Source organism: Nonomuraea sp. NPDC050202 (assembly GCF_040656115.1).
In the GTDB taxonomy this organism is placed as follows: domain Bacteria; phylum Actinomycetota; class Actinomycetes; order Streptosporangiales; family Streptosporangiaceae; genus Nonomuraea.
Genome location: NZ_JBFALF010000061.1, coordinates 1 through 22,949 on the forward strand (window position 1 = coordinate 1; position 22,949 = coordinate 22,949).

General features: G+C 67.9%; 23 protein-coding genes and 3 pseudogenes. 12 read left to right on the forward strand and 14 right to left on the reverse strand.

All coding sequences use genetic code 11. The features are described 5' to 3' along the window. Positions 1 to 130 precede the first annotated feature (130 nt). Positions 131 to 505 (reverse strand): annotated as a pseudogene (locus AB0I79_RS59665) (RNA polymerase subunit sigma-24); the annotation flags it as partial. Between the two features lie 133 nt (positions 506 to 638). On the opposite strand from AB0I79_RS59665, the gene AB0I79_RS59670 reads away from it, so the two are divergent. After that, on the forward strand, positions 639 to 1,376 hold the full coding sequence (locus AB0I79_RS59670) for a hypothetical protein (protein WP_357894447.1): 738 nt from the start codon (positions 639 to 641) through the stop codon (positions 1,374 to 1,376). A 204-nt stretch (positions 1,377 to 1,580) separates the two neighbouring features. On the opposite strand, the gene AB0I79_RS59675 is transcribed toward AB0I79_RS59670, so the two are convergent. After that, the gene (locus AB0I79_RS59675) at positions 1,581 to 1,802 is read right to left on the reverse strand and encodes a hypothetical protein (RefSeq protein WP_357894451.1); all 222 of its coding nucleotides are present in this window, start codon (positions 1,800 to 1,802) and stop codon (positions 1,581 to 1,583) included. A 401-nt stretch (positions 1,803 to 2,203) separates the two neighbouring features. Here AB0I79_RS59675 and AB0I79_RS59680 point away from each other — a divergent pair. Beyond that, positions 2,204 to 2,383: pseudogene (locus tag AB0I79_RS59680) on the forward strand (hypothetical protein); the annotation flags it as partial. Positions 2,384 to 2,724: 341 nt separating this feature from the next. Here the strand turns inward: AB0I79_RS59680 and AB0I79_RS59685 are convergent. After that, a complete protein-coding gene (locus tag AB0I79_RS59685; RefSeq protein ID WP_357894454.1) occupies positions 2,725 to 3,159 on the reverse strand; it encodes a hypothetical protein in 435 nt (144 codons plus the stop codon). 79 nt (positions 3,160 to 3,238) lie between these two features. Between AB0I79_RS59685 and AB0I79_RS59690 the strand changes: the two genes are divergently transcribed. Together AB0I79_RS59690 and AB0I79_RS59695 are read left to right on the forward strand one after the other, a co-directional pair. Continuing rightward, the gene (locus tag AB0I79_RS59690; RefSeq protein ID WP_357894457.1) at positions 3,239 to 3,793 is read left to right on the forward strand and encodes a helix-turn-helix domain-containing protein; all 555 of its coding nucleotides are present in this window, start codon (positions 3,239 to 3,241) and stop codon (positions 3,791 to 3,793) included. 192 nt (positions 3,794 to 3,985) lie between these two features. After that, on the forward strand, positions 3,986 to 4,348 hold the full coding sequence (locus AB0I79_RS59695) for a hypothetical protein (RefSeq protein ID WP_357894460.1): 363 nt from the start codon (positions 3,986 to 3,988) through the stop codon (positions 4,346 to 4,348). Positions 4,349 to 4,698: 350 nt separating this feature from the next. On the opposite strand, the gene AB0I79_RS59700 is transcribed toward AB0I79_RS59695, so the two are convergent. From AB0I79_RS59700 to AB0I79_RS59720, 5 genes are all read right to left on the reverse strand, one after another. Then, a complete protein-coding gene (locus tag AB0I79_RS59700; protein WP_357894463.1) occupies positions 4,699 to 5,097 on the reverse strand; it encodes a hypothetical protein in 399 nt (132 codons plus the stop codon). Then, positions 5,094 to 5,369 carry a hypothetical protein gene (locus AB0I79_RS59705; RefSeq protein ID WP_357894466.1) on the reverse strand — a complete coding sequence of 92 codons (276 nt, stop codon included), beginning with the start codon at positions 5,367 to 5,369 and terminating at the stop codon, positions 5,094 to 5,096. Before AB0I79_RS59705 ends, AB0I79_RS59700 begins: the two co-directional genes overlap by 4 nt. 1,234 nt (positions 5,370 to 6,603) lie before the next feature. After that, a complete protein-coding gene (locus AB0I79_RS59710; RefSeq protein WP_357894468.1) occupies positions 6,604 to 6,912 on the reverse strand; it encodes a hypothetical protein in 309 nt (102 codons plus the stop codon). A 301-nt stretch (positions 6,913 to 7,213) separates the two neighbouring features. Continuing rightward, entirely contained in the window at positions 7,214 to 7,753 is a 540-nt protein-coding gene (locus AB0I79_RS59715; RefSeq protein ID WP_357894471.1) for a hypothetical protein, read from the reverse strand. A 359-nt stretch (positions 7,754 to 8,112) separates the two neighbouring features. After that, on the reverse strand, positions 8,113 to 8,370 hold the full coding sequence (locus AB0I79_RS59720; protein WP_357894474.1) for a hypothetical protein: 258 nt from the start codon (positions 8,368 to 8,370) through the stop codon (positions 8,113 to 8,115). Positions 8,371 to 8,525: 155 nt separating this feature from the next. Between AB0I79_RS59720 and AB0I79_RS59725 the strand changes: the two are divergent. Next, positions 8,526 to 8,660 (forward strand): annotated as a pseudogene (locus AB0I79_RS59725) (transposase); the annotation flags it as partial. A gap of 85 nt (positions 8,661 to 8,745) precedes the next feature. Continuing rightward, positions 8,746 to 8,928, forward strand: a complete 183-nt coding sequence (locus tag AB0I79_RS59730; RefSeq protein WP_357894477.1) for a hypothetical protein — start codon at positions 8,746 to 8,748, stop codon at positions 8,926 to 8,928. 337 nt (positions 8,929 to 9,265) lie between these two features. On the opposite strand, the gene AB0I79_RS59735 is transcribed toward AB0I79_RS59730, so the two are convergent. The 4 genes from AB0I79_RS59735 to AB0I79_RS59750 all read right to left on the reverse strand — a co-directional run bounded on the left by AB0I79_RS59735 (position 9,266) and on the right by AB0I79_RS59750 (position 12,108). Next, a complete protein-coding gene (locus AB0I79_RS59735; protein ID WP_357894480.1) occupies positions 9,266 to 10,000 on the reverse strand; it encodes a 1-acyl-sn-glycerol-3-phosphate acyltransferase in 735 nt (244 codons plus the stop codon). Between the two features lie 607 nt (positions 10,001 to 10,607). Continuing rightward, on the reverse strand, positions 10,608 to 10,961 hold the full coding sequence (locus AB0I79_RS59740) for a hypothetical protein (RefSeq protein WP_357894483.1): 354 nt from the start codon (positions 10,959 to 10,961) through the stop codon (positions 10,608 to 10,610). A gap of 155 nt (positions 10,962 to 11,116) precedes the next feature. Beyond that, on the reverse strand, positions 11,117 to 11,608 hold the full coding sequence (locus AB0I79_RS59745) for a hypothetical protein (RefSeq protein WP_357894485.1): 492 nt from the start codon (positions 11,606 to 11,608) through the stop codon (positions 11,117 to 11,119). Positions 11,609 to 11,781: 173 nt separating this feature from the next. After that, positions 11,782 to 12,108 (reverse strand): hypothetical protein, encoded by a 327-nt coding sequence (locus AB0I79_RS59750; protein WP_357894488.1) that lies wholly within the window; start codon positions 12,106 to 12,108, stop codon positions 11,782 to 11,784. An 807-nt stretch (positions 12,109 to 12,915) separates the two neighbouring features. Here AB0I79_RS59750 and AB0I79_RS59755 point away from each other — a divergent pair. Together AB0I79_RS59755 and AB0I79_RS59760 are read left to right on the forward strand one after the other, a co-directional pair. Continuing rightward, positions 12,916 to 13,398, forward strand: coding sequence for a hypothetical protein (locus tag AB0I79_RS59755; protein ID WP_357894491.1), 483 nt, complete (start codon positions 12,916 to 12,918; stop codon positions 13,396 to 13,398). Between the two features lie 83 nt (positions 13,399 to 13,481). Continuing rightward, positions 13,482 to 13,697 carry a hypothetical protein gene (locus tag AB0I79_RS59760; RefSeq protein ID WP_357894494.1) on the forward strand — a complete coding sequence of 72 codons (216 nt, stop codon included), beginning with the start codon at positions 13,482 to 13,484 and terminating at the stop codon, positions 13,695 to 13,697. A gap of 142 nt (positions 13,698 to 13,839) precedes the next feature. Here the strand turns inward: AB0I79_RS59760 and AB0I79_RS59765 are convergent, their stop codons facing one another. Then, positions 13,840 to 14,742 carry a hypothetical protein gene (locus AB0I79_RS59765; protein ID WP_357894497.1) on the reverse strand — a complete coding sequence of 301 codons (903 nt, stop codon included), beginning with the start codon at positions 14,740 to 14,742 and terminating at the stop codon, positions 13,840 to 13,842. A gap of 403 nt (positions 14,743 to 15,145) precedes the next feature. Here AB0I79_RS59765 and AB0I79_RS59770 point away from each other — a divergent pair, with 403 nt between their 5' ends. From AB0I79_RS59770 to AB0I79_RS59780, 3 genes are all read left to right on the forward strand, one after another. After that, on the forward strand, positions 15,146 to 15,610 hold the full coding sequence (locus AB0I79_RS59770; RefSeq protein ID WP_357894501.1) for a peptidase inhibitor family I36 protein: 465 nt from the start codon (positions 15,146 to 15,148) through the stop codon (positions 15,608 to 15,610). A gap of 667 nt (positions 15,611 to 16,277) precedes the next feature. After that, on the forward strand, positions 16,278 to 16,778 hold the full coding sequence (locus tag AB0I79_RS59775; RefSeq protein ID WP_357894504.1) for a SigE family RNA polymerase sigma factor: 501 nt from the start codon (positions 16,278 to 16,280) through the stop codon (positions 16,776 to 16,778). After that, positions 16,775 to 18,082: a hypothetical protein gene (locus tag AB0I79_RS59780; protein ID WP_357894507.1), complete on the forward strand. Its 1,308-nt coding sequence runs from the start codon at positions 16,775 to 16,777 to the stop codon at positions 18,080 to 18,082. Before AB0I79_RS59775 ends, AB0I79_RS59780 begins: the two co-directional genes overlap by 4 nt. 567 nt (positions 18,083 to 18,649) lie before the next feature. On the opposite strand, the gene AB0I79_RS59785 is transcribed toward AB0I79_RS59780, so the two are convergent. Next, complete coding sequence (locus AB0I79_RS59785) at positions 18,650 to 21,346, reverse strand: HAD-IC family P-type ATPase (RefSeq protein ID WP_357894510.1); 2,697 nt, start codon at positions 21,344 to 21,346, stop codon at positions 18,650 to 18,652. Between the two features lie 432 nt (positions 21,347 to 21,778). Here AB0I79_RS59785 and AB0I79_RS59790 point away from each other — a divergent pair, with 432 nt between their 5' ends. Then, positions 21,779 to 22,270: an Imm51 family immunity protein gene (locus AB0I79_RS59790; protein WP_357894513.1), complete on the forward strand. Its 492-nt coding sequence runs from the start codon at positions 21,779 to 21,781 to the stop codon at positions 22,268 to 22,270. Positions 22,271 to 22,949: the final 679 nt, after the last annotated feature.

Genomic DNA, 22,949 nt, shown 5'->3' on the forward strand with positions numbered 1-22,949 from the left:
TGTCCGGTGAGGGGGTGCGACCACAACAGTTACAACCTGGATGACTGATGGCTGGATGGGGGACGTTCGGCAGCCCGAACGTCCCCCTCCTCATGCGCTGCCGGACTCTCAGCGGGTCCGGCTCGGTGCATCAGCTCGCCACGGGCCCGAGCGCGGCGGCCTTGCGCAGCAGCACCGAGCGTTCACGCCGGTTGGCGCAGAGCAGAGCGGCCAGCTCCACCTCAGCGCGCGCTTCCGGCCGCCGTCCGAGCCGGGTCAGCAGCTCACCGCGCACCGTCGGGACCAGATGCGAGCCGGGGAGCCGGTCACAGGCGACCAGCTCGTCCACGATGGCCAGGCCCTGCGCCGGGCACGAGGCCATGGCGACGGCCCGGTTGAGCTCGACCACCGGCGAGGGCGCGACCCGGCCGAGCGCCTCGTAGAGCAGCACGATCCGGTCCCAGTCGGTCGCCTCGACCGACGGCGCCGACGCGCGGGCGGCGGCGATGGCGGCCTGCAGACCGAAGGGCCGCTGGAGCAGGAGGTGGCCTGGCATGGGTCAATGCGCCTTCAGGTGGCCGCGAACATCCCCGTCACCTACTGACCGGCCCCAACGCCGCTCAGAACGAGCAAATGCTGCACCACCAGCGAGGTCAGCCGTGGAAAAACGTCTTGAGGAGCTGCGTGACGGCGGCACCGAACAGAACCTCTACCGCGCCGGAGTGATCGAGGCAGATGGTGTCGGGCGCGGCGCCACCGCGGTATGGCGAGCCGAACGCGTCGTCGAAACCCAGGAATTCGCGTACTGGATGCTCAACGCATCGGCAGGTCATCCGGTTGAACGGACAATCCGGCCACCGGGCTGGACCACGCGATTGCCCGCACACCGGCACGGCCGCCCGGCTCCCGCGCCGATGCCCGGTCCCTACGCGCAGTGGGTGGCCGAAAGGGCGACTCCTCACCATCCCGCATCAGGACGGCACGTGATGTGGCCGCTCCTCCCTCCAGACCGTCCAGGATGTGCGCCGGTCCCCGGCATCGAGCCGGTCGTCCGCGCCGCCTCCAAGGTCCGCCCGGACCAACGCCTCGCGTTCATCCAAGCCCTTCTGATCAGCTGGAGCGACGGCGACGACTCCTTCTGGATCGGAGACGAATATGCCGAGTTCGATATGAGGCTGCGCCTGCCGGTCGACAAGGCGCACGAGTTCGCGCTCTGCGACGCCGCGGCGAAGCAGCGCGCGATGACCGACGCCCGCGCCGCGACCCTGCGCACGATGACCGACATCATCAGGTCGATTCCCAGCTCCGAGCCCGAGTTGCGGCGCATGCCGGATTCTTGCCGGTCTCGGCTCGGCACCGCGGCGGCCATCGTCTTCAGTTCCTCGAGTGCCACCTGAACTGACGCTACAAGGATTGGGTGGTGAGACTGGGCGCCCCTCGCTCGCGACGGCTACCGCCCATGGCGGGGGAACGGACAGCCATCCCGTCCTCGCCCTGGAAGATCCCGTCGGTCGGGTACCGTCCCCTCATGCCCCATCCAAGCGTGCCCTGGTGGCGTGGGAAGCGCTGAATCCCCGTCAACGCATCTACATGGCCGCGTTCTACGCGGCCGACCAGACCGCCGAGCAGTTCTGGAAGAGCGCGTGGGCACGAGGAGAGGAGTCGCTGCCGGCCAGCGTGTGGCGGTGGCTGGAGTACGGGACGGTGGGCAACAGCCTGGCCGGCTTGGGCAATTTGCAGCGGGCGTTGCAGAACACGGGGGTTCGTGACCCGGGCGCGGGGTCGACGCTGGAGGCGTTGGAGCAGCGAGAGCTGATCAACACCCGGAGCAAGGCTGCGCTGCTCGGCTACCGGCTGGAGGTGCAGCTGACGACGTTCGGGCGGGCGGTGTGCCGGGCCGGTGACCTGGACCCGGACCGGCCGAAGGCGCCACGCCGGGGGCTGCTGTCGGAGGCGTTGTGGGGGATGCTGGCCGAGGTCCACGAAGCCGGGCCGGACGGGCTCCACCGCGAGCGTGCCGACGGCGCGTGGACGCGCCTGACCCAGCGCGAGCCGGAGCCGTTCGTGGAGCAGGTTCCGGCCCACTCCAGTGACAGCGCGTTCGGCTATGGGGGCCGTGGCTGCTGCGGCTCACCGACGCCGGCCGCGCCCATGACGCCGCCAACTGGCAGGAGTACGCGCGGCTGTATCCGGGCGTCGACGCGCTCGCCCCGGACGGTGCCCCGGTGTGGCCGCCATCCGCGACCGGCGCGCCGCCGTCCTGGCCACCGCCCACGCCACGCACCCCGAACGGTTCGCCAGCGGCGGCCTGCCCACCCCGCCCGACCTGCCCGGCCCCGCCTGGATCAACAAGCCCAAGACCCACGCGCCGAAGGACACCACAGAGAAGACGACGCACAAATAGCCCAGCTCAACTGCCTTGATCAAATTGACAGGTTCCGAGGGGCCTCACCTCTGCTCAAGCCGAGGCGGGACGGGCGTCCTCCGAGTTCGTCGTCGAGACAGCGTCACCGGCCGAGGCGTCGATGGCGGCCTGCGGCTTGGTGCGGCGAAAGCGGTGTGGTGGCGGCGGGACCCGTGGGGAACCAGATGACAGACGGCCACCCCTCGGCCTCCGAAGGAACTCCGCCTGAGAGCAGGCAGAGGCGCGGTGTGTTCGGCCCGCAGGCGCGCGCGAAGGCGGTTCCGGTGCGGCCCCGCTCGGGGGCGGTCATGCCGGCCTCGGCGCAGCGACGGGGCTTCCTGTCAACCGCTGGCCACAAAGGCCGCGATGTCCTCGATGCGTACGATTTTCCCGCGCGCCCCCCAGTTGCCCTCCGGGATTTCGTTGATGTGCACCCAGGCGGTGGTGGCTTGGGTGAACCGTCCTGGATCGGTGTCGGCGTCCGCGAGCACCTGCGTGACACGCCGCACGATGTCGCGGCGTTTGTCATCGTTCATCGAACCGGCGGGAACCCCGACTCGCACCACGTACTTCGGCTTCTCTCCGGCGGACAGTTGCTGACCGCCCACGAACCAGGCGTCGACCTCGTTGACCACCAGCCAGGAGATGGATCTGGCCGCCTCGGTGTCAGGGGCGCCTTCGGCGATCATCACCTCCGACACCAGTTGCCCGCCGATCCTCTCGCGGTGCTCCGGGTCGAGCGATCCTTTGGGAACGAACAGCTCTACGAACGGCATGGGTCAGTCCTTTCATTAAACTTGCTTGCGCATACCGTACGGTGGTGAGTTCAATGAATCAACCCTCTACAGTGGAGTCATGCAACGGACTAGCTTCGCGGAGATGCACTGCTCGATAGGGCGGTCCCTTGAGCGCATCGGTGAGTGGTGGACGCCGCTGATCGTGCGGGACATCCACCTGGGGCTGCATCGGTTCGACGACATCGCGGAGAACCTCGGCATCGCTCGCAACCTGCTCACCCGCCGCCTTCAGAGGCTGGTCGCCGACGGCATCGTGGAGCGCCGGGCGTATCAGGAGCGGCCACTGCGGCACGAGTACCACCTCACCGAGGCCGGCCGCGAACTCGTGCCGGTACTGATGGCACTGATGGCCTGGGGTGACAAATGGGCGACACCGGAGGGCGGCCGTCCGGTGCGCTTGGTGCACGACGAATGCGATACGGAATTCACCCCGCAAGTCTGCTGCTCGGCGTGCGGGAATCCGGTGACCACCACCAACGTGACGGCACTGCCCGGCCCAGGCGCCGCCTACGGGCCAGGCACCAAGGTGCTCGCCAGGCGCAGCGGCATCACGCCCGAGGAACAGGAGGATGAAGCCGCTTCTCCCTCTCGACGTCATCGCACACCGCGATAGGCGAAGCTCCTCGCACGCAGGTCCATGACGGCACCCGGAGTTCGCTGACTGCCGGGTAGCTGGGCGTGCCGATCTGCCGGCGATGGGGAGGACGAGATCACGCTGGCCCGGCGCCGGGACGAGGCGAGGGAACTGTACGAGCGCGCGCTAAGGTCCGCTCCCGGTGATCCGGCTGCCTCGGCCGGCATCGCGATGCTGGACGCGTCTGGCGAGGATGGCGATCCCGGCGAGTTTCTCGAACCGTTCAGCTACTATGAGTTGCGTCTCGACCCTTGGTCCGGCTCGTCCTGCCACTCCGAAACCGTCATCGCCACTGGGCTGGACGAACTACGGTGGGCCCACAAGCAGATGCTGCGGCCCTATATCCTCAATCCTCCCACCGATCCCACCCTGCAACTGCACGTCGGCGGTGAGGCAGGGCCATTCATCAAGCTCGAAGGCGCCTTCGACCTGGGGAACGTGTTGATCCCTCCGCTGACCGGTACCCCTCTACCTCTGGGACATCCGGTCCAGGGAGGTCTGGCTCACTACGGATACTCCTGCTACAGGGGCTAGCAGGGCGGGGCGCCCTTGGCTGGCGAGGCACGCATGAGCCAAGGAGGGGCGGATGGGGGACCCAACGTCACCAACAGCAAACGCGACGCCAGATGATCGCCAGCTGCCCAAGCCAGATGATCAATAACAGGTGCCGCGTTCGCGCGCTATCATCCCCGATCAGCGTGGTCTCCCGCCCCTTGAAGTACGTTACCGCTGGACCAGAGAGTCGCGCTGGTCCGGACACAACTTCGCTCGGCGGAGCCAAGACAAGCAAGGCGCCGTGCTGCAGATCGCGAAGAAGAACCGTGCCGCCACAGCGGGCGACTGCCGCCGTTTCTCGGCGTTGCGAGCATCCGTCTCGAGTGGCTCTACACCTGAAAGAACTCCACATGGCCGTATCCCGCCCAGCTCGCGGCGTCTCCGGTGAGGATGGGCCAGCCGCGGTCCATGGCGAGGTAGGCCGTGTGCGCATGATGAAGAGGCACATCCAGAGGGCGTGGCGCGTGCCGGGCCTGGCGGACGACGCGGAAGATCTCTTGCCGGGACAGGTTCTCGATGACGCAGGACCGGAAGCCGAACAGCCACATGAGCTGCGCGGGATCCGGGTCGGCGACGATCGCTGCCTGCGCGAAAGTGGTGACCGGCAGCAACAAAGTGTGGCCGTCCTCTGTCAAGACCTCCAAGGCGGTTCGGGCGTCGGCGCCGTGCTCGTCGTCGGCCAGGAGTCGCAGAATGGCTGTGAGGTCGGCGACGTATCCGGCGATCACGCGATGCTGGCCTTCTTCTCCGCTGCCGCTCGCTGAGCGGCGTGCATGCGCTCGCGCATCTCTATCTTGCGGCGATCGTAGCCTTCGGGGTCGGCTGTGCGGTCCTTGGCGGTGAGACGGGCGAGCCGCTCGCGAGAAGCCCGATCGGCATCGGCGCGCTCCTTGGCCAACCCAGCAAGGTAGCCGGAGACCGTGGTGCCTTCCTGGTCAGCCATCTCCTTGACGAGCTCGTACACTTCGTCAGGCAGGCTCATCGAGAACTTCTGGGCCACACCTTCACCCTACCTGGTAGGAGGCGCTTCTGTCTCGACAAGAAGCCGCATCTTAGCCTCTAGCGATCAGACGTTTTCCAGCCAGAACGTGTCCCTTGGCCGGCGGTCGGCCCCATTCGAGAGCATCGACGGCCGTGGGGAGACCCAGAGGGAGGTGCTCTTCGACCAGCAGACCGGCAAGGTCCTGGGCGCCGTAACATTCTGCCAGGGTGCCGGGGCGCAGAGGTAGTTCCGGTCGGCTCCACGCCGGCCCTGCTCACGCCATCCTCGGGCAAGCGGTTGCGGGCCGGGCAGGCGGTGACCGTGGGGGCGACCGAGGAGCCGGTGCTGGTCGTGCCAGTGACCGCGGTGACCACGTCGACGGACGGACGGGCGGGCGCGGGTGCGGGTGCGGGTCGAGTACGCCCCGGACGAGACCCGGGACGTCGAGGTCCGTACGGGCCTCATGGAAATATCGAGGTCAGCGGCGCGCCACGCGACGCCGTCAGCCATCCATCGGGAGAATCGGGGAGCCAGGCTCACGACGCGGGTTCCCCGCGGCTCAGCGCAAGGCCGGCACAGCGATCTAGCGGCGGGTCAGGCCATCAAGCGCCCTCATCGAAAGCGGCGCGGCCGCGACTTTAAGGCGGTGCAGGCCGAGGCCGGGTGTCACACTCCTTCCTGTATGGGCACGAAATTCTGCGGCGGCGTATCGAACAACTGCGCCAGCATTCCTGGCTAGGGGGAGGCCGGCGGCGTGGATGGCGACACCAGCGGCGCCGCGGACAACGTGGTGCTCCCTTCACCGCCGAAATCACCCGGCTCAAGACCACCCACCGGCTGCAGGTGGCCGAGCTGCGCCGCGCACTGGAGCAAACCCGCCGGGAGAACCTGCTCCTACGGCGGGAGCCGACGTGAGGGGGAGCGGGCTGCCGCCGAATTCGTGAGGCTTGTGAAGAACATGCGATAACCAAACAGAAAAATTCTGTCTGGTGACAATCGTCCTCGTCCCCCCGTGGTCGGTCACCACCTTGCGGCCGGGACAGTGCCGGTGGCGGGACCGTCCGCTCGAACAGCTCCCACAGATGCTCAACGACCGATCGCGAATGGACCACGGTCTAAAGATCACCCTACCGCCACCGCCGATGGCGGCCGGAGCCGTGCAGCTTCGCGTTGCCGAGCATGACCCGTTTCATGGTCGGCTTGAGTGCCCGGACATCAGGAAAGCCACGGCAGCGGAGGGAGGACGCGACCTTCAGTACGTCTTGATGTCGTAGTCGATGCCGTAAACGGCCTCAGTATTTTTGCATTTGGCAATCGAGTCCTGGCCCGCAGGAGTGGGTACCGGCTTCCAGGGGCCGAGGACCTGTCTCTTCTTGGTGCCGCAATAGGCGACGGCCCGGACAAAGCCGGTTCCCCTGAAGCAGTACGCGAAGACCCAATTCACCTCGGCGGAGGCCCCGACGTGGCAGTCGGTCGGTGGAGGGTCGGCGTGGGCCACGCCGGGAGTGAGGGCAACAGCTGCCGCCATGGCCAGGATGGTGGCCAATTCTTTGATCTTCATGAGGGATCATGGTTGCACCGAGGGCTTCCCGATGAATCTGACAAGTGACGTGTTTTCGCTGTGTCAACGACAGCCGGACCCTCCTGGATCAGGCACACAATCCGTGATCGGACCCACGATCAGCTGGTTGGCAGGATGGCCAACGCGGCCACCGCATGATCTTTAGTTCCATCACATCTGATGATCACAGCGGTGGCCGTTCCTTCTGCGTCCAGGCCATACCCGGGCCAACCAGGTGGTTTCTTAGGCGTTTCCAGGCATTGTCCCGGCATGCCTCTGCGGGGAGGGCGCGGCTGGAGCATCAGCTGACCGGTTGAAGCCGGTAAGTGAAGGAGGTGTCAGGGCCGCAGTCGTACGCCCCACCCGTGCGCGTCATGGAGACATTGGACTGAAACCAGATTTGCGATCGCCCGTCGAGAGGGACGCTCTTGTTGATGGTGAAGGTCTGGCTCCGATTCGTGCCATCGCCCTTGATCTGAGCAGCGGTCCATCGGCTTGACCACACACTCCCGCCGTTGCCGCGGATCATGAACTGTCCGGCGACAGTGCTGTCCACACCCGCGCGATAGGTGAGCTGGATCGTCTTGACGTAGATCGACGTCTTCGACACCGCACCGAGCGTCCATTTGGCGCTGCCGATGAGCCATGCGTTGCTTTTACAGCCGGACAGATCGGTATTGTCCTCCTGGACCTGCCCTGAAGACACCGTTCTCGAGCCACCGCCGACCTTCACCTTGTTCACGAATCCGGGAATGTCCTTTGCGGACGCCGTCCCCGTGCCACTCGTCATCGCCAGGAACGAGGCGGCCAGCAGCGTCACGGCTACTTTGCGCTTGCACATGATTCTTCGCCTTCTGAGAAACGCCGAATGTTGCTCGCTATGAACTGGACGGTAAACCTTTCGGAGCTGGGCGCGTATCAGTCAAGCGACTGGCCTCCTGAAGACCACGAGCCGTCCTGCAGCCCGCTGCCTGAGGAGGCTGGTAGGGCGTTGATCACGGCGATGCCGACGTCCTCGCCGCCCTGGCCGAGTTCGGCGTCCTGAGGCCGAGCGTGCTGAAAGGCGGCAGGAAGGCCGACGCCGAGTGGCGCAGGGTAATGCAGTGGTACGCCGCGCTGTTCTTGGCCGATCACCGCTGCGTCCCGGAACCCCTGTGGCCGGACCTAACCGCCGCGACGGGCTTCGACCCGCGCGATGATTCACGGACCCGGGCCCTGCTCGACGCCCACGTCCTGCTCGATCAGTTCGGCACCCCGGGCGATGGCGAAACCGAGGCGGCGTCCACTGGCCGGACGGATGCCCTGATCGAGGCCGCCCAGTTGCTCCGCCAGGCCGTCGACGCGGAGACGGACGAGGCCGTCCGCGGAAGGGGACGTCGTGCAGCAGCTCATCGCCGCCGTGGGGCGCGCCTCGGGCCGGGGCTCGACGATCGGGCAGGACTGAAGTCCTAAGATCATCGGCCGATGCCCTTCCCACCCCGTCTGACCACACTGCTCACATGGCTTCCCCCCTGAACCGCCCGGGGTTCGAATGGCACACCAGGGTGGTGTGCCCCGGGTTGAGTGGAGGTGGATTTCTGGATTCTTGTGCCGCTTGATGAGAGGAAAGGGGCATGGGACGACGGGGCTATCCGCCGGAGTTCCGGCGCAAGGTACTGGACCTGCTCGAAACAGGCCGCACGGCCACCGAGCTGGCGCATGACCTGGACATCAGCACGCAGACGATCTACACCTGGCGACGCCAAGACCGCATCGACCGCGGCCTGGAACCGGGCCTGACCGGCGCTCGCCGCCGGCACCGCGTCGGCCGCGCTGCGCGGCCGCTACCTGGCCATGTACCAGCAGACGTGGGCGGTGGCGGCGGTGCTCGCACCCGCCGGCTTCTCCGCGCTGCTCGGCGCCGCGCCGCCGCTGCTCTGGCTGATGCTGGCGGCCCTGGTGGGGCTGGCCGCGCTCACGCTGCTCCCGCTCGCCCTCCGCCTGCCGGCCGACGCCGTCGCCGCGCCCGGCGCGTGAACACAGCCAGGTCGCCGCCGCCATTCATCGCTGCTTCACGTCCGAGAACGATGAGGCGGGGCGGCCGGTCAATCAAGCCAGGTGACCCGCACGATCAGCACCAGGCACATCGCGCCCCCAGGACCACCGGTTGGCCTGCGAGCAGTTCGACCTCGATGATGACGTGGGCAGCGCCGCTCCAGGTCTTCCAGGCGAGCGGCCTACGGCGGGCAGCGGTGGGTCGCCACGAACCCGCCCCACTGCGCCGGACCGGCCTTCGGAAGGACCCCGGTGGCCGCCGGAACCACGCCCCGCAGGACCGGTCAGATGACGGATATACGGCCAGGCGACGCACCGGTCAGCGCCGGTTCCCCGCGCCCCGGCCCGCAGACGACCGTCGCGGGACAACCCCGCGCCCGGCCTCGGCCGCCCCGTCCGCCAGCGCGCGCAACGCCCGCATGATCTCTTCTGTGATCTCGCGCGGATCCGCACCGCTCACATCTCCCACCGAACCGGGGGACAGCTCGAGGGGCGGCCCAGCCACAACGATCACCGGCGTGCGCGGCCTCAGCCGGAGCCGGCCCGTCGCCGGGTCGAGGATATTCTGCGGGCCCCAGCTCGCGACCGGCACGACCGGCGCGCCTGTGCTCAGCCACAGGCGGGCCGCCCCCGTCTTGCCCTTGCTCAGCGGAGTCTCCCACGGCTTGGGCGTGCCACCTTCGGGGTAGATGATCACGACATCGCCTGCTCGCACCGCCTCCGCAGCCACCACGAGCGCGTCAGCGGCGTCCGCGCCGCCACGGTTGACGGGAATCTGCCGCATGCTGACCAGAAACCGCCCCACGACAGGAATGCCGAACAGGGGCGCCTTGGCCAGGAAACGGGGCCAACGCCCCGCCGCGCCCACGAAGCCGGCGATGGCGAGTGAATCCAGCTTCGACACATGATTGGCCACGACGATCGCCCCTCCGTCACAGGGGATGTGTTCGAGGCCGGCATAGCGCCGCCGGATGGCCACGCGCAGCGCCGCCTGCAGGACGATCATCGACAGCCGACGCCAGAAGATCACACAACGGTTGGATCGCACGTTCACGAAGCTCCCCCTCACCCATGCCGCCGAACGCTCTGCGGCTATGCCGTCGCCTGGGCACAAACGGCGTCGGCGATCACCGCCGACACTGGCGGCTCCATCCCGGGCCGCAAGGCCATGCGAGCCGAGGCGCACCGCCATGATCCGCAAGCTGGCCATCGTCGTAGGCGTAGCAGGATCGAAGACTCGCATCGACGCCGGAAGCCCGCTGTCGCACGGCGTGCAGCATCTTAGCGACGGCCTATCGGCCGCAGGCGAAAGGGTTCAGGCCGAACGAGGATCGGACATGGCCAAGGAGGCCCGCTCCAACGTGCCACGGCACGCGCCCCGGCCCCTCGACCAGTCACCAGGCAGATGCATCACCCCATCGCCATGCCCCAGGGGTGCAGGCATGCGACTTTCTGGGGTCCCAGTAGCAATGAAGCAATTTCCAACGAAGTGTCGCTTGACCTGCGGTAATGGAGATCCGCTTGGTTAAGATCTCGTTCCGCTTACGATGTGCACCATGACACCAAGCCGGAGTGAGACCTGTCGTTGACGACATGACACGAAGTACGCGCGAAGGTCGTTAGCCCTGTTCAGCGGATCGGTTTCCGAGCGAACGAGGTCCTCAGCGGGAGCGTCGGCGTGCTGCTGGAGCGTGTTCGGCGGTGATGCGGGCGGAGGTCTCCTCGCCCAGGCGAACGTACCGGCCGAGGCTGGCCAGGTGCTGATGGCGGCTCTTGGCCTGCAACTCCGGCGCGGTGCGCCCGGCCTGGGCCAGATGTTGGAGCGCGCTGTGGCGGAGCTGGTGCACTGTCCAGCCCTGGCCGTGCGGGGCCCGCTCCGCGGAGGCGGTCTTGAACAGGTATTCGGCACGTGAGCAGGACAGGCGGCCTCGCCTGGTGACGGGGCAGATGTCGGCGGCCGCAGGCGCGTGGCCCGGAGGCGGGAGCGCGCCGGTCGGCCAGGAACGCCGGCCCACGCGTGCGGCCGTTCAGCGGGCGGGGCAGTAGCCGGGCGGTCGCGATCACCGCGGACGTCATCGCGGCGGTCAACGGGTGCACCCGCCGTACGAGCAAGGGGAGGCTGACGCCGACGCTGAAGGAGACCAGGAGCGGCACGTCGATCGCGACGCCTTTACGTCGTAGATCGGCGCGCCGACCCCCGGCATTCCCCTTTCGTTCGTCCTGAAGACGCCGGCTGCGGATGGCAGGCTCGCTGGTGCCTGGTGTTGACCGCCGCCTGCCCGGTGCTCTGGTGGTCGCCTGCCAGGAAGCACACCCGGTCGTCCGGGGTGCGCACGGTCACGGCCGGGTTGGTGAGGGTGTCGTAGCGGGTCTGCTCGACGGTGTCCTTGGCGTAGTCGAGCCGCAGCTCCATGTCGTCGATGTGAGGGCGGCGCCGGTGGGGGTCTTGCGCAGCAGGCGTTCGCCGTCGGCGTCGGTAGCTGAACGACGTCGTCTTGCCCGCCTCGGTCACCGTCTCCTCGCCCCGGTTGCCCGCGGCGCCGTAGGCATAGCCGACCGCGTACGGCCCCCCCGCCGATCCTGCCCTCGGCCGGGCCGGAGGCGCAGTCGTCGGTGGCAGCGCCCGCAGAAAACGAACCTCGTCGCGGCCGGATTTCGCCACGGCCAATTTCTGAGCAGGTCCGGAAGCGACGGTTTCGCGCGTGTATCTCGCGGCCCGCGTACCGAGGCAGAACAGCGCGTTCCAAAACACAAATTGGTCAACGTGCCTGCCGGCGAACGGCACGCCGGTCAGCCGTCACGCCGGACACATGACGGCTGACCGGCGACCGCACATCAGCGGCAGTCGATCGCGTACTCCGCCCGTCCTGTGCCCTTCCACAGGACGATGTTGTAGCCGTGTGGCGCGATGGGCACACAGGCGGGACTGTCACCATGGCTCAGGCTGACCGAGCCTCTGATCTCCTCGCCGCAGTCGTTGCGCAGAACCGCCCAGTTGACAGTGGTCGTGGTCGCCTGTTGCGGACCGCTCGCCACCAATTCCGCGCAGGCGCCCAGCGCCGTGGACGAGGCGGTGACGGCGCCGGCCGGTGCGGCGATCAGCGCGGCAGAGGCCGAGGCCACCGCCGCCATGGAGAGAACGGCTGCGAAACGCCTGCTCACGGACATGTCATGCCCCCTTGTGGGATGTGGGTTCTTCGGACGACCCACTCACTATGGAGCGGCGTTGATCGGCTCGTATCTGTCATATGACTAGTGCTCGCCCGGCACAGACGCGATGACCTGGCAGGAAGCACCGGCACGGGTCAGCAGCACGCTCCAGGCGCGCCGGCGGCGGTGTCTGCCCCACGGTGGTCTCGGTGGTGGCCAGCATGGTGTCGAGGGCACGCCGGCCGAGGACGCGGCCGCGTGTCACCACGGTGTGCATCCTCTGGGTGCTGGCGGATGCCCCGGAGCGGGCCGCCCGCCGGCACCACCGGGTCGGCCGCCCTGCCCGGGACGATGCTGCCGGGCTCTGTCGCGCATGCCGAGGAACCGTACCGCGTCGCTCGTGATGCAGCGTAGCGCCGCCATGGGGCTGAGCCTCGCCTCTGCCAGCAAAGCGAGTTCGTCGTGGGCCCAGCCGGCGGGCAGCGCCGCGCGGGCTCACGCGCCGCCGGAATCGCGGGCGGCGGCGTCACCATCGCCGGTTTGCGGGAGCGGCCCGGCGGCGCCGCTCGAGCGGCGAGGATGCGATGCCTGCCGAAGCCGGTTAGAGTTCGCGATCGACGACGTGTCTCCATACCTGCGTGGGCTGCTCATGCTCGTGCACGAGCGCGCCAACCGATGGGAAGCTACGACCCGAGGACGTGTGTGGCCAGCCACAGCAGAGGACGGCCAGGTTGGCTTCATGTGGGGGCGCTGGAAGCGCGCCTGTATCGAGCGTGGGCCCCGGGCACGCTCCCTGCTGCCGAGACCCTGCTTGCGATCATGACCTTGGCCGCAGTGCCGCGTGCCCTGGGCACCCGGCTGGCCACGCACCTGGACGGCGGCATCGTCGTGGGGCCGGGCGCCGTACCAGATTTACCGGGCTTCGAGCAGCTGCGTGGTGTCCCGCTGCCTGTCCAACAGGGCGGGTGGGAGCGCAGCGCGGGCGTGTACGATCCGACGCGGCGCGCGATCGGGGTGGGCAGCGTGCCGTCACCATCAGTCAGCGTGGCCGGCCATGAGCTGGGGCACGCGACCGACGACCTGGACGGCATGCCCTCCCAAGGCCCGTTCTGGACAGCCCTGCACGCCGCGAGCGCCGGGCGGCTCGCACCGCCTTACCGCGACATGGTCACCGAACTGTACGCTGAGGCCTTCGCCTGTGTGCTGGTACGGCGAGCCCGACGCCTGATCAACCTCCTGGCCGACGAACACACCGCCCAGCAGGCCTACACCTGGCTGGCGGAACGATACGGGATCGGCTGACAGAATCAGCCCCTGCCGGAAGCACGCTGGGCCGCTATGCTGGGCAAGAGATGGTGGCAGATGAGACGGAAGGGATGAAGCACATGACCGCGATCAAGCTGGCTGGTGGTGTCCTTCGCGTCCCCGTCTTCACCGTGCTGTCTGACGGCACCCATGTCGACAGCACCCGGGACATCACCCCCGATGACCCCGACTACAAGGCGTGGCTGCCGCATGCCATCGATGAGGCGCAGTCCTGGCACGGGGATGCCGACGACGACGCCATCCTGAGCCGCTGGCGAGCAGCGGCCAGCGCCTGATGCCGCCCCCGGGTCGTCCCCTTCGCCTGCGACCGCGATCGGCCAGATGAGCGGATCGTCTCCGTCGGCCGACTGGTGATGATCAGCTCCGGCACGCTCCGGGGATGAGACCGGCCCGGCCGACGAGAGATCCTGCCACCCATCAGCGTTGTGCCTGCGGGCTGCGATCGGCAGCGGAAGACCGGGAGGAGCGCAGAATGGTGTGCGCGGCGTTGAGTGATGCCGATTTGGACGCCGCCAGCATGCGGAAGTCCTCGGGATGCTCGCGGATGGTGTCGAGCTGGGCGCGGCGGTCGGCCTGGACCCAGACCGAAACGAGACCGACCTTCTCCTTACAGCGCACGTCCGTCTGCGCCACGGACCTCTCGCGGGCCGAGGGTCGCTCGGACCTCCACCAGGTGGGGTCGCCGCTTGCCGCGAACGGGTCGCGATAACGATGACCGGCCTCGGCCATGCAGGCGCTCCACTTCTGAATCACCGCGACGACCTCGGGCGCCCTCTGTGCCGCGGCGAACGCCTGTGACGAATGCTTGTTGAGCACGTTCATCCAATTCGGCGGAACACCGCCGGTCGCCCGGGGCCGGGCTTGGCCGCGGCAGCCGCCTGAGACGCCTTTCGCGCCGTAGGCGGCCAGCCTCTCCCGGGACGGCAGCTTCTCGCGCGCCTGCCACACCGCTTCACGGCGTGCCTGATTCGGACTGAGCGGGGGAAGGTGGTAGCCGTGGCGCGCGGCGGCGCCGGCGTCCATGATCCCGTAGCGGCGGGTATGACGCGAGTCCGCCTCTTCGGCCCCCGGTTCCGGCAACATCCGCCACGCCAGACCCTGTTTGCGCATGCAGGCGAGAATGAGGATGTCTTCGGCGGCCTCGATGGTATGGACGTCCCGTCGTGAGAGCTGGTAGGAGTCGAGGGGCAGGACCGGCTCGGCGGGCGCTGTCGTGACGGCCGGGGCCGGCTCGCTGTTCCGGACGCCGTGGCAGAGAGCGGCCACGCATATCGCTGACAGCGCGGCCAACGTGACGACGACGGGGCGTGAGATCGGCACAGGGGACTCCTCGGGCACAAGCGGAGGACGGTGTCCGGCACGAGAGGCCGGACCACCCTGTGGCGGCCGTCGGCTGCTCGCCCAGACTCTCCGGCGCCGCAACCCTATGAGCTGATCAAGATCGACGGCATCTGTCATCCGGCTGAGGGATGACTATGCTCACCTGGCGAATGCGGTTGGTCACGGGGGCAGAGCCGGTCAGGAGCGGCATGCGTGTCCATCGCCCGACCGGCCGGATTACCGACAGGCGGCTTACCGGACGGCCGTGAGCGACGTGATCGGAATCGAGCTCCCGGTGAGTTTCGTCACGCCTGATCACTGCCAGTCGGAAGACGGATGCGGCTGATGCCCGCGGCTCCTAGCGTCCCGGCTGTTGGAGATCCTGCCATCCCCTGGGGAATTCATGTTCATCGCGAAGCGCCTTACGACCCTCGTTACGACGGCCGCGACGATGTCGATCGCGGCCGCACTCGCCGCACCGGCCGGCGCCGGCGCCACTGTGGAGCCGCCAGAGGCCATCCCTGCGGCCGGATCCGTCGAAAATGCCGCGGAGGTCTCCGGCGGGGCTACGGCCGCGGCGAGAACGAACCGGTTCTGGATCTATGGAGAAGCGGAGCAGTCGGGCTACAAGAAGTCCTACAGCGGCAGCGACCCGAGGTTCGCGAACGACGAGTGGGACGGCACCGCCATCTCGGTCGACAACGGCGCCGACTCGGCGTTCAACGACACCACACGATACGTGATCTTGTGGACGGAGCCCGGATACGCGGGTAGCGGCCAGAGCTTCCCCTCCGGCGCCACATTCGTCGACCTCGGTGACCCCGACATGATCGGGCGCAACACCGCCAGTTCCGTCGAGTTCCGCTGACGGCTCGCGGGTGCCCCCGGGTGGGGCGGCTGCCGCCGGCCTGGGCGTCTCCATGCCGCTCGGGGGTCCCAGTAGCAATGAAGAAATTTCCAACGAAGTTGCCCTCTGACCTGGATTGATACGGACCTCTATGGCTTTCTCACCGCGTCAGTCTGCGTCCCCACCGTTCCCACGACCCGGCTTCGAGGGACGGCCCAGCCGCTCGTGTTCGTGGACACCACGATGACTGCACGCCTGAGATCCGCGGATCACGGGCGGATGCCGACGGTGCCCTCGAGTTCGGATCGCTTCTTTGCGCGGGCTGCGTTCCTCTTGGAGCTCCGAGTGCCGCCCGCTTCGGTCAGGGCGTCGAGCTGGGTGTTCAGCGATTGGCGCAGGATGGAGGCGCGGTAAGCCGATGTGCAGGTACCCGGCCGGCGCCGTTGCGACCACCGGACGCGGCAGCTTGACCCAGACCGATACGGACGGCCGGGACGTTGAGCGCCTTGGTCATGCCGGGCACGAGTCGGAAGCAGGCCCCTCCCACCTCCACCGCTGCCTGGCCTCCAGCGGAGGCTTATCGTTCAATTCCCGCCGGGTAGTCCCAAGACCGAGAAAACTATCGCCGAGCGATGCAACATCTTGGCCCCTTCGGCCGTCTGGGACGTGACTACCGAAGGGACGACAAGTGGACGACGAACCCGGCTTCGACGACTTCGTGGCAGAGCACACGGACGCGTTGCTCCGCTATGGATACGTCCTGTCCGGAAACCCTCATGACGCCGCCGATCTGGTCCAGGAGGCGCTGGTGCGGCTGTGCGGCGCCTGGCCGAGGGTGAGACGCAAGGACAACCCGCACAGCTACACCCGGACCACGATGGCACGGTTGCACATCAGCGTCTGGCGGCGGCGCCGGCGTGAACACCTCACCGGAGAGCCGCCGGACCGGGTCCACCACGAGAGCTTCCCCCCTGATGAGGATCAGGGGCTCTGGCAGGAACTGGCCGCGCTGCCCCGCAAGCAGCGGGCCGTGCTGGTGCTGCGCCACTACGAACAGCTCAGCGACGGCGAAATCGCCAAGGTGCTCGGCATCTCCCCCGGAACCGTACGCAGCCAGGCGTCCCGGGGCCTGGACAAGTTGCGCTCCTCCCTCTCCTCCTCACCCGCGCCTCACAGGAGCATGCGATGACCGACCTGGAAGACAAGCTCAGCCGCGTCCTGTCCGGGGCGGCGCACCGTGCGCCGGAGGCGCCGGACGGGCTGCTGGCGACGGTTAAGACGCGCCATCGCCGGAGGCGGGCGCGGACTGCCGCCGCGTACGCGGCCGTGGCCGTGGTCCTGGTGGCAGGCGGGGCGGGCGTGGCAGTGAACGCCCTCGGCACTCGGACGGCGCCGCACCCCGCGGTCCACACGACCGGCCAGGCCCAACCGGCGGACCAGATCCCACCGCCAATCGAGAAGGTGTGGCCGCAGGCGGTACGCAAGATCCCGGCCAAGCTGCCCGACGGCCGCGCGTACTACCCGCAGTTGCTCCTCGACGACCACACGTTGCTGGTCATGACGGGCGTCCAGGACGGGAAACGCCAGTTCCTGTGGAGCTACGACCTGCGCAGCGGCCAGCCCAGGCGGATCGCCGAGATCCCCGCGACGAAGGGGTCGGCGATCTCCGCCGAAGGTATCACCGGCGGTGGCGGTCACATCGTCTGGTGGGCGTCTTACAAGGAGGCGGGAGCCCCGCGGGTCGCCCGGATCTGGACAGTGCCGGCCACCGGCGGCCGGCCTCGGCCGGTGACCGACGTCCCGCTGGGAAACGTCATGAAGGAAGGGCACATCAACGGGCTGACGGTCACCGGCTCGGACGTGGTCTTCGCCTACGAGAAGGGTGGGGTCTACCGGGTGCCGCTGAGCGGGGGGACACCGCAGCCGGTGAAGGGCGCCGAGCGGCACCACATCCTACGGTGGCCGTGGGTGGGCGTCCACCGCAAAGAGGCGGTCTTCCGCGACCTGCACAACGCCGAGACCGGTGAGCGGCGCGACGCCGTGGTCAAGGCCGATGAGCAGGTCAGGTGCGGCGTCGACCGGTGCGCCGGCGTGGCAGTGCAGTACCGGACCGTCAAGATCGAACGCCGCCGCGACAGTTCCGGCAAGGAGATCAAGTGCGGCACCCGCCGGTGCCCGGACACGGTGCGGGCCCAGACCATTCTGCGCAGGTTCGTCCGCGACCGCGACGGCTCTCAGGAACGCGAGCTGCCGACCGGCTTCCAAATGGGCGACGACGCCGGCCTGGAGCGCTTCTTCAAGGTCACGTTGACCGGCCCGGAAGACCGATCCGTCCTGACCCTGTACGACGCCGATACCGGCAGGTCCGCCGACCTCCGCATCCGGCCGGACGCGGCGGGCACCATGGCGATCCCGGACGGCGGCCTCGACCGGCTGATGGCCTACCCGATCAAGAACGAGATGTACGTCCTGGACCTGGCCGCGATCAAGTAGGGCTGCACTGAGCCGAGGCCGTGTCCGTCATGGAGGATCGTTGAGCTGCCAGCCGCCCCACTTGGTCTGCATCTCGGCTCCAGCGCGAAGCGCCACACCGAACTACCCTGGTGTTTTCGAGCCATGGTTGGAACCTGGCCGGAAGACGCGTGACCCTCGCGCAACTGCCCGGCGTTCCTCGGTGAGGAGTTCGAGCGGGCTCAGGTCGGTGGGGCCTGTGGTAGGTGCACGCCGGCACGGTGGACTTGTCGGACCTCTTGGCTCGGTGAGCCAGGCCTTGCTTCATCACGCCACCTGCCCGGCGGCCTCGCTTCCTCCGTCCGCGGCATCGGGCAGATCCGGACAGCACTGATATGGAGCAATTTGTGGGAGCGTGCCGGAACTTATCCTGAGGCCCCATGATGAAAGCGGGCCTTGGCAGGCTAGGTGCTCTGCATCTCTGCGCTCCTGGCCGTCGCGGGGTCCAGAGAGTCCGAATCAGCCGCTGGGTGAGCACTGATCGGGAAACAGTGATGCCCCAACCCAGGCGGCCAAGCGGGTCCCGTGAGCGCGGCAGCTGCGAGAGAGTCACACCGCGCTCCTCAAGCGGCTTCTGAGTATCAGCTTGACCAGCTCTCCCACCCACAGGATCGTAGATCCCGCCGCGGTGCACGCCAGCCACTGTCCAGACGTCAGATCGACGACGGTGAAGAAAGGATGCAGGCCCGGCCACTCCACCATGGCGACCAGAAGAACGATCACGACGCCTACCGCGGCGAAGGTGGTCCGGTTGGCGAAGGTGTCGCGGTGGAAGGCGCTGCGCAGGTCGTCACGCACATTGACCAGGTTGAACACTTGGAAGAAGACAAAGGTGACGAAGGCCATCGTGCTGGCAACCGAGCCCTGCCCCGCCAGCGCCGGCCCTCCCGGCGCGAGCGCGAGCACGGCGAGCGTTCCGCCAGCCATGATCAGCCCGGCCAACAGGATCCGCAGGAGGCGAGCCGTGGTGAGAATGCGCTCGTCATGTGACCGTGGTGGGCGTTTCATGGTGTCGGGGCCGGCCGGGTCGACGCCCAGTGAGAGGGCGGGCGGCCCGTCCATGACGAGGTTGACGAAGAGGATCTGCACTGCGGTGAACGGCGCACCCCCCGCCAGTCCGGTGATGGAGGTGGCCAGAAAGGTCAGCACGAACCCGAAGGCGGTCGACATCTGGAAGCGGGTGAACTTCACGATGTTGGCGTAGATGCCGCGCCCTTCACGTACCGCCTCCACCACTGTGGCGAAATTGTCGTCAGTGAGGACCATCGTGGCGGCTTCCTTGCTGACCTCCGTTCCCGTGATTCCCATGGCGACGCCGATGTCGGCCTGGCGCAGAGCGGGAGCGTCGTTGACACCGTCGCCGGTCATGGCCGCCACCTTGCCGCCGTCCTGGAGCACGCGCACGATGCGGATCTTGTGTTGCGGTGTCATCCTGGCGAAAACGCCGATGTCCGGGAGCTGCCGGGCCAGTTCCTCGTCGGAGATCAGGTCGAGCTCGGCGCCGGTGACCGCCTTGCCGGGGATGTTGAGCTGGCGTGCGATGGCCGCGGCGGTGACCGCATGATCGCCAGTGATCATCTGGACCTGGATGCCCGCCTGATGGCACTGCTCGATGGCCGCGGCCGTTTCCAGGCGCGGCGGGTCGACGATGCCCACCAGCGCCAACACGGCGATATCGCCGATCAGCGTCCTCGGGTCAGCGTCTGAGTCGAGGTTCGGGAAGTCCTGAACACCGATCGCCAGGACCCGAAGACCCTGCGCGGCCAGCTCTCGGTTGTCTTCGGCGTATCGCTCCCGGGCGTCGTCGTCGAAGGGGCGAAAGGCGCCCTCAACGGTCAGGTAGCGGTCGGCGCGAGCGGCCAGCACGTCGGGCGCACCCTTGACAAAGCACCGGATCGCGCCGTCCACACGATGGAAGGTCGCCATGAACTTCTCATCGGAGTCGAAGGGCACCTCGGCAATGCGTGGATGACGGCGGCGCAGCGCGGCCACGTCGACCCCGCCCTTCTCGGCCAGCACCACCAGAGCGATCTCGGTGGGATCGCCGACCACGTCATTCTCGCTGTGCACCACGGCGTCCGTGCACAGCGCCATGCCGGCCAGCGCCGCATGCAGCGCGGGGCCATCCGCTGGGACGCCGTCCATGCTGCGGATCACCCCTTGGGTGGAATAGCCCTGCCCGGACACCGTGAAGCGGTGGTCGGCCAGATACAGCTCGCGTGCGGTCATCCGGTTGAGCGTCAGCGTCCCCGTCTTGTCGGTGCAGATATGAGAGGTGCTACCCAGCGTCTCCACAGAGGCCAGCCGCTTGACGATCGCCCCTCTCTTCGCAAGCCGTGCCGTTCCCATGGCCAGAGTGAAGGCCACCACGGCGGGCATCCCTTCCGGTACGGTCGCCACCGCGAGCGAAACGGCGGTGGTGAGGAGCTCGCCGGCAGGCTGACCGCGCAGCATCCCCAAGATGAACACGATCACGATCACCGCTCCGGCGATCATCGCCAGCGTGCGGCCCAGAGTGTCGATCTGGCGCTGCAGCGGAGTCGGCGCCGGCTTGGTCTCCTGGAGAAGGCCGGCGACCCGCCCGATTTCGGTGGTCGCACCAGTCGCCGTCACAATCATCCGGGCGTGCCCGCGCGTGACGCTGGTGTTCATGAAGGCCGAGGTGGCGCGCTCGGCCAACGGCGCGTCGGGCGCCACTACGGCATCAGCCGCCTTGGCGGCAGGCTCCGCCTCACCGGTCAGCGCCGCCTCCTGGACCTCCAACGAGGCCGAAAAGATCAACCGGCCGTCGGCGGGCACCCGATCGCCTGCCTCGAGGACAACCACGTCCCCGGGCACGAGGTCAGCAGCGTCCAGGCGTACGGTGGAGCCGTCTCGAATCACGGTGGCCTCAGTCCGCAACATCCGTTGCAGCGTTTCGAGGGACGCTTCGGCTTTGGCCTCCTGCACGAATCCGATGGTCGCATTGAGCAGAATCACCACGACGATGATGACCGGCGTCTCCCATTCGCCAGAGACCAGCAGACTCACGACCGCCGCGCCGAGCAACGTAAGGATCAGCATGTCGCGGAACTGCCGCACGTAGGCACGCCATCGCGGCTCGCGTGGCGCCTCGGGTAGCCGGTTCGGTCCGCTCTGCTCGCGCCGTAGGACGGCTTGCGCGCTGCCCAATCCCTCGTTGAGGTCCGTACCGAAGCTCCTTGCCACCTCAGCCGGTCCGGTCGCATGCCAAGCGGTATCGCTCATGGGGCAACGCTAGGAAGACACGATGCCTGCCGGCATCTGTCACGTGGCTGGTGCGACTTCTCGGCTGTTGGCCAAGCCCGGCTGGCACATCCGCGACCAGAGGCTCTGCTCACCCATCCAGCGTGGAGTGACGGGCATGGAACGCAACCACGTGTGGCGCAGGGCATCGGCCGGCGGGCCGAAACACGAGCATGCGGACCGCATCCCCGTGCGGTGGCCCAGACCACCTTGGCCACCGGGACATCGCGTGAACGCCGGCACATCCAACGCTTGCGGCCCCTACGTACCGAGGGTTTGCCGTCCCGCCTCACGGTAGGCGCCGTCCCCCCGCCCGGAACCCGGATCCGGACGCGCCGACGTGGCTGCTGCCCCCGCCAGACCTTCCAGTTCGGATGCCCCATTGGTGGAGAAGCCCAGTTTGACCGGCCGTAGATGACAGGTGACGAAATCGCCACGTTCGGCAGTCGACACCGGTTCGTGCGCGAATGTCAGACCGGTCGAACGTGCCCCTGCAGCCGGATCCCTGAAAGTCCGTTCGTTCCGTTCTCGCTTTTTCTCTATGCCGTCGATCCACCCTGCTACGTGCTTGAGCTGGACGAAAGGGCTGTTGCGGCTGCGGCGGACGTGTTCACCGCCCAGGGACTCACAGGCAGCGCTGCGCACTGGTGCACCGTGGCATCGCAGGCGGCCAAGGCGATGGCTCCTGATGTGGCAGATCAGCTGGAGTCAGGCCGGCTGGAGTTCGGCTCCTGGGCCGGCGATGACCACGGATTGTGGAACAACTACTTCGCGGTGCTTGCCCACGAGGCCGATCTCGGTGAGCTACGCAGACTCGGCGCCCTGTTGCACGATCTCTATCACGACAGGGCACGACTGTCCGAGCTGATCCACAACCTCGACCCAGTACTGTTCGAGGTGATGTGACCCGTCACCCCACTCACTTGGTGAGGTGTCGCCCGCCGACGCAGGCGCCGGCGGGCGACGTTCATGGGTGAAGGCCCGCCGCATCCCCGACAGCGTCGGACTGAACACCTCAACGGTGCCGTAAGAGATGGGCAGCCGCGCCTTCCGGCCAGTGAGGTGCAGCGCGAGCGTTCGCCTGCTCTGGTAGCCGGCGGTGACCTCCGTGCCGCCGCGCCACGTCGCCCGGTGGCCTACACGGGGGCCGAAATCGCACGTCGTGGAGCATCCCCGTCCGGGGCGGCTGACCGCGACGGGAGCTACCTCGTGCTTGATGGTGTACTCCACGCCCGGTCCCCATGTTCAGCGGCGAGGAGCGGCCAGCGCAGCTCAGCACGCCCCGCCTCGCGGACGCGAACGCCGATGACCATGCCGGCCATGAGGAAACTGACCGCAGCCCCGATCGCCAGACCGAAAGCTACCCGTGCCCGCGACAGCCCAGTGTCAGCGCGAACAAGAAATGCACCTGAGACCCGGCATGTACACCACCGGTCACGGCCAGCGCCGAGGCGGCCGAGACTTCGGGGAAGGTGTGGCGGCCCCCTTGCAGAGCGCCGGCGCCATTCCCACCATCCTCTCCCAGTTCACCCAAGAGGTTCGCGGCCGGCGCTCTGGACGAAGTTCTGGTCCGTCAATCCGGCAT